Here is a 6,673-nt window from a genome sequence, read left to right on the forward strand (position 1 = left end):
CCCCCAATACGGTTGTTGCCATCACGCCCAGTGAAGGGCATCAAAACGGCCCAAGGCTCTACTCGTAAATGGTAGAAACTACGGGCTCAGACCAGCTCGAACGATCCTTGGGTGACTCTGACAGGTCACGCGCAAAGGTAGCGACAGCTTCGTCATCCGTTCCGAAGGTCTTGCGCGACTGGCGATCGATATTCGCAAGAGTGACACGTCGGACAAGGTCGAGGTTACCGATCCCGACATCTTCGAACGCGATGATGAGAAAACGCCTCCAGATGCCGTTGCCTCGCTGTCGGTGAAGCGAGCGGGCTGCGTGAATGGCAAGATCGGTTTCGCCTCTTCTGATCGCTTTTTGGAGCAGCGAACTAGCCGCCCAGGGGTCAAGACGAGTGGGGTTCGTATCGTGCATTTGCTCTCCTCCTGTGCGGGAGGTCGAGAACCGAGTGACCCATGGCGGACGTTAACTGTGACGACGGCGGGACCAAGGAAAAAGCCATGAAACGGCGGTTTTTAAGAAGCAATTGTCGCTGAGGCCGGTATCGGACCTTTTTCCCGATATTTGCTGCCCCGGTCTGAAGGCGTCGAGAAAGCGCGGCAGCCGCCATCTAAGAGCTTGTGCAAGGATCGCGAAAGCGTTGTCCCCGCAAATGACTCCGCCCAGCATGAGCGACGAAAAACGACATGCATGAGAGACAAAGGCTGTCCCACCCAAAATGTCGAAGATTTTTGCTGGTCTGCCCCGGTTCGGATGGATCAGTGAAACAGGGCGATAATCCCTAGGAGACAGCCGAGGACGATGCCCACGGCGATTATGCGGTTTCTACGCTGAACCTGACGCTTCGCTTCCTCTGCCCGCATTTTCTTCCGAAGCTCGCGCACGACATAGGACAAGGCTGCATCTCCTGTTGGTATTTCGGGACCCGCTGGGGGTGTCTCAAACTTACCAATACGACCTCATGTAGCAAGTGTATTACGGGTTTCGCACAATAATATAATTAGCGTCGGTGATAGCGAGCCGGGTGACCGATTAACGGTACGGACGGAGGCGCGCATGGACGATCTACGTCACAGGTTCGGAAAACTGGTCAAAGCCCATCGTATGCGTCTGGGAATGACGCAGGAGCGGCTGGCTGGTGCTGCGGGCGTTTCGGCCGATATGATCTCGAAGATCGAAGCGGGGTCGAGCGGAGCGCGTTTCGCGGTCGTTTCCCAACTCGCCGAAGCGCTCAAGGTTGATCCGGCGGAACTCTTTACCGCCGAACTTCCGTCCGGGCACCTGCAACGCGGAACGTTGAGCGAAATCACGCTCCGGCTTTCCTCCCTGCGGGAAGCCGAACTGCTTTGGATTAAAGGCGTAATCGACGCGGCGCTTGAACCGCAAAATTAGCGTTCAGAGAAGCGGCTTGTTTACCCCTTCGTTGGCTAAATGCTGGTCACAAGGCCTTCTGCGCTTTTAACTTCAGATATGCGCGCGCCAGTTGCGCAACCGCATCTTCCTTATTTGCCAGTCCTCTCGCCTGTCGCACAGCCCCGCAATCCAGAAGCGCTGCTTCAACATCATCATAATCGGCCAGAGGAAGCCGCAGGAGCATCGATCTAAAGTTTTTGGTATCCTGAGCCCTCAAAACTGCTGGCAACGCGTGGGCGGTCGTCTGGAGCGCCAGATCGAGCAGCTTGTCAATCTGCCGGTCAGACCATTTCGACGCGTTCGCGGTATCATTGACGTGATGCGCCACGATCTGGAGCTTCGTCCAGCCTATGCGTTCCGCTTTCGCTTCGGAGATGCGGTATTTGGCCAGAAAGCCACCAACGACAGACAGGTAGAACAGCGCACGCCTTTTGATACCGGCGATCCGGCTCACCTCGTTTAGGAAGGCCGGGTCCGCTTGATGAGCCTCATGCAATGCCATGGCAAATGCATGAAACGCCTTTGTCGGCTTAGCAGCAAGCATCAGCGCTTTGCGCTTTAGATGCTGAGCTTCCGGAATGCGCGCCCCCGACGCCATAGCGTATCTCCTACAAATGTTTGGCGCGTACCCTCTAACCCCTGTCGCCCTAACAAATGCTTTGTGCAATTAATTGCACAACCGAATGTCGGAGAACCGCTGGGTGGCAAATTAGTTCTGGCTCAATAGACCCGGAACGGCCACGTTTGGTTTTGTAAATTCATCAGCTCCGGCAGAGGGTTGCCGAGATCAGGATTGAGTGCGTGATGAGAGCGTTAGCGATCATCCGCGCCCTATTATCGTAAGATAATAGGCTTCATTTCTCTTAATACCGTTCTCTCAAATACCGAAGGTATTTAATCGTATCCGTTTGGGTCGCTTTTCTAATTGTTGCCAAATTTGACATTTACAGCTTTTAGCGCGCGCCAAATATCTGCCTCAGGTTGGCTTGGCATAGGCGTTTGCAGGGGTCTTTTCGAAGCCGGGACCCATCGCTTCGAGCGCAGCGTGAAACATATCCCAAGGCACCGCTTCGGAACCCGATATGTGAGCCTGCATCGCGAAGACGTCGACGCTAACCCACAGCTTCTTCTGGGGACCATTTCCCATTGCGCGGATCATGAGGAAGCCCCAGCAATTTTTCCGAAGTCTGGGAAGCGCTCGTTTGGTAAACTCTGCGAGCGTCAGGCCGGAGGCCGTTGCCCAAGCCTGTCTGCTATGGGCAAGCCACTGGTCGCATGACCATGTCGGCAATTTCCGTTCCAGTTTATGATCGCGATTGTTCCAAACATACAGAATGTGATGGAGAAGATAGCCAGCAGCGAGGTCGCCGCCCGCCAGCTTGCGGCATAGAGCAAGCAAGTTGGGGCGTTCCCATACGGCATTCGCCTCCGCTGCTTTATCGTGAAACTTTTTGAAGGTGGCGGCTTTCTTTTGAGGGACGTGCGCGCTCTTCGCTTTCGTCTGCCCTTTAGCCGCCTCAGCCGCGAGTAGAGCCGTTGCCTTTTCTTTCGACAAAAATTTATTCATTTTTGTCATTCCGTCGTCCCCTTCGGTTTCACTGAAGAAGCGCGGCAACATGCTCATGACAGAACGCGGCGCTGAGCAAACGTCGCCGGTCCGTCGACAAAGAATGTTATATGCGCGCAGCCACTGAGACCGAAGCTATGCCACTCTGTGGTTAACCTCGCGTAAAGTACCGCATCTATCTATCGATGTGCAGAAACGAGAGGTCTAAGCCGGGATAGCTGATACCTTCCACATATCTGATGTGGTGATCGGGATTGCCGGGGTCACCGTAATTGTCGCTGACGGCTTTGCCCGCAGGCGACCAACCGCTGACGGCCAGAAGCGTCTCCGGAGGAGCTTGCACCCGCCTTAACGCATCGCGGACATTATGTCGTAATGAGTATAGAGACTGGTCTGAGTCCAGTTGCGTAGCGAGACCGATATATTTTTCGCTGAAGCGCTTCAATGGATACTGCGCACGATTTCCATACTTATTGGGTTTCAACATTGGAAAAAGTCGCGAGGGACCATCCGCTTCCTCTCGCTTTTTTACGAAACGAAGAAAGCCCATTGCGATCAGCTCTGAGTGAAGCGGCACACGGCGACGGCTTGCCTGTGTTTTGACCGTGTTACCCTCTCGATCGTCGCTAATCTTCACGAACCACGTACCTGCATCAGTGCGGCCTATGTCATCGGTCGATAGCTGACAGATTTCATTAGGACGCGCGCCGCTGAACAGCATCATCAAGGGGAGCCAAAATCGCCAATCCCGATCTGGCCGCGAATAAGGCTCAGCCGCATCGACGGCACAAGAACGGTAGAATTCGGACCCAAAGAATTGGCGTATCTGATCCATGGTCCATGGCTTCCGTTTCTCAGAAGCAGCAACCTCATCACGCTTCAGCGGCCTGATATCTGCGGCCGGATTGCCGACGATAAAACGCTTTCGAACTGCGACTTTCATGATGTCACGGAACACATCGAGATATTGCGACTGGGTTAAAGATTTAAGGGCGGGCCTTCCTTCCTTTGCAGCACGCTCAATCGCTGCCTTAATCGGAAGCTTAGCGTAAAATTTTACCCGATTAGCAGGAAGTTGCGCGACGCAGCTCCTCACCTGCTGAACGATATCGTCGTCGATTGAAGAAATCGGCAGATCGGGACCCACAATTTCCAATAGGGTGGCCACACTTGCCTTAATTTTGTCCTGCCGCTTCAGTGCAACGTTGTTGACCCGATATTCCTGAAGCTTTTCGGCAAGGAAGATTTCGGCGAGTTCGCCAAATGTGGTTGTTGGGCGGCGAGCCGGATCGAATTCTGGGTTATGAAATGGCCGATCAAACCTGTCCGCATATCGGTCAAGGCGACGACGACAAACCTCAATCAGCCCTTGCCGTACCACCTCTTCAAATTGCGCATGTGTTTTGAGGTCAGGCAGTTCGACCCCGACCTTTTTGAGCAGCGCCGTCGCCGTGTGATCCACCAATTCGGCCTGTCGCGGATCGGACGGATTAGTGAGGATATCAAGCTCATACCCCGCATCCATTTCACGCTCACGGCGATCGTAAAGATCGACCAGCGGCTTTTCCCGCAAGTTTGTCGCCGCCCGCTCATCCATCGTTCTGACCATTGTTCGAACATGGTCCATGAGCGCGGTCGCGGAAACCAAGTCGCCTTTGGCAGAGCCTGTTCCTGTAACCACATCTCCGCGCGCCGCTGCCGCGAAGCGCGCATCCGTGTTGAGAGCGTAAACGCTATGGCGGAGCTTGGCTTGTGCCAAATCGCCGGTTTTCAGCGAATGCTTCACAAACCGCTTGCCGATGACCGGCACGAGTTCCTTGGGCACCCTACGATAGTAATACCAGATGCCGCCGCGCTTCTGGAGATGAGGAGGTTTCGCCACGTCGTCCATGCCTCGTGTATACCAGTTGTGTGACCAAATGGCAGACATAAACGACTGTTTTCTGGGATTATCGCTAGAAACTAACGCTTTTCGGGGCGGCTGGTGGAGCTGAGGGGAATCGAACCCCTGACCTCTGCAGTGCGATTGCAGTTAATCGCGGCAAAACCCGCTATTTACCGTCGGTTTGATGTGGGAAATATCGGGAACGCTGCAGGAACTGAACGCGAACTGCGATACCAAGCGATACCAAGCTCACCCACCCATAACCAAAAAGGCACCCCCGATCGGCCAACCGGAGATGCCCCACCACACGAACGGAGGAGGTTCGAATGGGTGAAGTGCCCTTTACCGAAATCATGCGCGCTGCGCACCCCATCGAAACCGCGCCGAAAGACGGGACGACGATTTGGGTAGGCGACGAAGATGCTGGCGTTTTCTGGATGCGCTGGGGCCACATTCAAAAGAACGGGCTATTCCCCGGTCAGGTCGGCATGTGGGTAGCGCCGGGCGGCGAGTTCACATGGAATGACAGCGACGGCTTTGGTCCGACATGGTGGCTCACCGACGAAGAATATAGCGCCGTCCGCGCCACCCCTCCCCACCATACGAAAGGTGCGTCCAATGGGTGATGAACCAAACATTGCAGAGTTTCAAAGCCGAATCGCGGAAACGCGTGCAGCGCGCGGCATGACGTTGCAACAAGTCGCGGACGCTTCCGGGATCACAAAAGGCCATGTGTGGGAATTGGAAAAGGGGCGGTCGGCCAATCCGACTGTGCGCGCTGTCTGGTCGCTTGCGAGAGCATTGGCTGTTTCACCTGCTTATCTTCTAGGCATGGACGACAAGCGATCACCTATCGACCCGCTAGCGCTCAAAATCGCTGCGCTTATTGATCGCGAGATCAGCGCCCGCCCCTCCCCCGATAACCAAGGGGAAGGGTGATGGGTGAGCGTCAAGCGCTGATCGACGCCTTCTATTGGCAGTACGGCAAAAGCTGCGCCGGGTGCGATCACTGGCAGAATCATAATTCGCTCGTTGGCGAATGCACGAAATCCGCGCCTGTTCCGGGGCGCGATCGGGATGCGATGATCGGTATCGAGTCTTGCAGCCTCCACATCGGGGCAGGGCATCCCTTCACGCCGCGCGATCATGTTTGCGGCGACTTTGCCGACACGTTCGACTGGGGCACCCTTCCCGAATCCTATCGTGCGCAGATCGGTTGCCGCCTCCCCCACACAGAAAGGTAGTGGATATGTCAAACGAACTTGAGGATCGGCTGCGCGAATATGAGGGCAGTGACGCGCTTGGCAATGGCGACTTTTCGCTAATCATCGAAGCCGCCGACACCCTGAAGCGCTATAGGGAGGCGCTTGAGCAACGCGACCGCTTCATTGTTGACGCTGGACTGTGGCAACAATTTTTAGACATCCTACCCCTACAGGAGCCAACCAATGACCAGCCTTAAAGAAGAAGTGGCGCTTGCCTTGCTGAACGACGATCGTGCGGCGGCGGGCCTTCCGCCAGTGGCGAGCCGGGATAACGTGCCCGACAGCGACGGCTATGTTCGCAATGCGGGAGTGCAATACGATCCTGCGCCTTACACCGCCATGAAATACCGGCTCCGCTCCCTATTAGAGGATGACATACCGCCGGATTTAAGGTGAGATATTCTCACATTAAAAACCATCGCGTAGCTTAACGGTAAAGCGCGCGCCTCATAAGCGAACTCAACTGATCTGTTCGGGCAGGCGCGCTTAAAGCGTATATGGGCCAACCAGCACATCAATCAACTTCAGGCTCAGTGGGAAGCCTTCCTTAA

The 6,673-nt window shown here is 55.2% G+C and carries 10 protein-coding genes; 6 read left to right on the forward strand and 4 right to left on the reverse strand.

The features are described from left to right. Positions 1–58: 58 nt before the first annotated feature. Positions 59–406, reverse strand: a complete 348-nt coding sequence (locus EV664_RS18950; RefSeq protein ID WP_133497217.1) for a hypothetical protein — start codon at positions 404–406, stop codon at positions 59–61. 702 nt (positions 407–1,108) lie between these two features. Here EV664_RS18950 and EV664_RS19825 point away from each other — a divergent pair. Continuing rightward, a complete protein-coding gene (locus EV664_RS19825) occupies positions 1,109–1,384 on the forward strand; it encodes a helix-turn-helix domain-containing protein (protein WP_425326423.1) in 276 nt (91 codons plus the stop codon). A 46-nt stretch (positions 1,385–1,430) separates the two neighbouring features. Here EV664_RS19825 and EV664_RS18960 read toward each other — a convergent pair whose 3' ends face one another. From EV664_RS18960 to EV664_RS18970, 3 genes are all read right to left on the reverse strand, one after another. Next, the gene (locus EV664_RS18960; protein WP_133497219.1) at positions 1,431–2,003 is read right to left on the reverse strand and encodes a hypothetical protein; all 573 of its coding nucleotides are present in this window, start codon (positions 2,001–2,003) and stop codon (positions 1,431–1,433) included. A 378-nt stretch (positions 2,004–2,381) separates the two neighbouring features. Continuing rightward, positions 2,382–3,029, reverse strand: coding sequence for a hypothetical protein (locus tag EV664_RS18965; RefSeq protein ID WP_133497220.1), 648 nt, complete (start codon positions 3,027–3,029; stop codon positions 2,382–2,384). A 118-nt stretch (positions 3,030–3,147) separates the two neighbouring features. Continuing rightward, the gene (locus tag EV664_RS18970; protein ID WP_162848907.1) at positions 3,148–4,863 is read right to left on the reverse strand and encodes a site-specific integrase; all 1,716 of its coding nucleotides are present in this window, start codon (positions 4,861–4,863) and stop codon (positions 3,148–3,150) included. Between the two features lie 320 nt (positions 4,864–5,183). Here EV664_RS18970 and EV664_RS18980 point away from each other — a divergent pair, with 320 nt between their 5' ends. From EV664_RS18980 to EV664_RS19000, 5 genes are read left to right on the forward strand one after another with little or no spacing between them, the layout of a single operon-like run. Next, positions 5,184–5,483 carry a hypothetical protein gene (locus EV664_RS18980; RefSeq protein ID WP_133497222.1) on the forward strand — a complete coding sequence of 100 codons (300 nt, stop codon included), beginning with the start codon at positions 5,184–5,186 and terminating at the stop codon, positions 5,481–5,483. Beyond that, on the forward strand, positions 5,476–5,796 hold the full coding sequence (locus EV664_RS18985; protein WP_133497223.1) for a helix-turn-helix domain-containing protein: 321 nt from the start codon (positions 5,476–5,478) through the stop codon (positions 5,794–5,796). Before EV664_RS18980 ends, EV664_RS18985 begins: the two co-directional genes overlap by 8 nt. Further along, positions 5,796–6,101 carry a hypothetical protein gene (locus EV664_RS18990; protein WP_133497224.1) on the forward strand — a complete coding sequence of 102 codons (306 nt, stop codon included), beginning with the start codon at positions 5,796–5,798 and terminating at the stop codon, positions 6,099–6,101. The genes EV664_RS18985 and EV664_RS18990 overlap by 1 nt, the downstream gene beginning before the upstream one ends. Positions 6,102–6,106: 5 nt before the next feature. Further along, positions 6,107–6,319 carry a hypothetical protein gene (locus tag EV664_RS18995; RefSeq protein ID WP_133497225.1) on the forward strand — a complete coding sequence of 71 codons (213 nt, stop codon included), beginning with the start codon at positions 6,107–6,109 and terminating at the stop codon, positions 6,317–6,319. Then, positions 6,306–6,518: a hypothetical protein gene (locus EV664_RS19000; RefSeq protein WP_133497226.1), complete on the forward strand. Its 213-nt coding sequence runs from the start codon at positions 6,306–6,308 to the stop codon at positions 6,516–6,518. Before EV664_RS18995 ends, EV664_RS19000 begins: the two co-directional genes overlap by 14 nt. The last annotated feature ends 155 nt before the right edge of the window (positions 6,519–6,673 follow it).

This window comes from Stakelama pacifica (genome assembly GCF_004361835.1).
In the GTDB taxonomy this organism is placed as follows: domain Bacteria; phylum Pseudomonadota; class Alphaproteobacteria; order Sphingomonadales; family Sphingomonadaceae; genus Sphingomonas; species Sphingomonas pacifica.

What these genes read in the sequence shown, in the direction of transcription:
- EV664_RS18950 (WP_133497217.1), bottom strand. Translation starts at nt 406, where the DNA reads ATGCACGATACGAACCCCACTCGTCTTGACCCCTGGGCGGCTAGTTCG.
- EV664_RS19825 (WP_425326423.1), top strand. Translation starts at nt 1,109, where the DNA reads ATGACGCAGGAGCGGCTGGCTGGTGCTGCGGGCGTTTCGGCCGATATG.
- EV664_RS18960 (WP_133497219.1), bottom strand. Translation starts at nt 2,003, where the DNA reads ATGGCGTCGGGGGCGCGCATTCCGGAAGCTCAGCATCTAAAGCGCAAA.
- EV664_RS18965 (WP_133497220.1), bottom strand. Translation starts at nt 3,029, where the DNA reads ATGAGCATGTTGCCGCGCTTCTTCAGTGAAACCGAAGGGGACGACGGA.
- EV664_RS18970 (WP_162848907.1), bottom strand. Translation starts at nt 4,863, where the DNA reads ATGGACGACGTGGCGAAACCTCCTCATCTCCAGAAGCGCGGCGGCATC.
- EV664_RS18980 (WP_133497222.1), top strand. Translation starts at nt 5,184, where the DNA reads ATGGGTGAAGTGCCCTTTACCGAAATCATGCGCGCTGCGCACCCCATC.
- EV664_RS18985 (WP_133497223.1), top strand. Translation starts at nt 5,476, where the DNA reads ATGGGTGATGAACCAAACATTGCAGAGTTTCAAAGCCGAATCGCGGAA.
- EV664_RS18990 (WP_133497224.1), top strand. Translation starts at nt 5,796, where the DNA reads ATGGGTGAGCGTCAAGCGCTGATCGACGCCTTCTATTGGCAGTACGGC.
- EV664_RS18995 (WP_133497225.1), top strand. Translation starts at nt 6,107, where the DNA reads ATGTCAAACGAACTTGAGGATCGGCTGCGCGAATATGAGGGCAGTGAC.
- EV664_RS19000 (WP_133497226.1), top strand. Translation starts at nt 6,306, where the DNA reads ATGACCAGCCTTAAAGAAGAAGTGGCGCTTGCCTTGCTGAACGACGAT.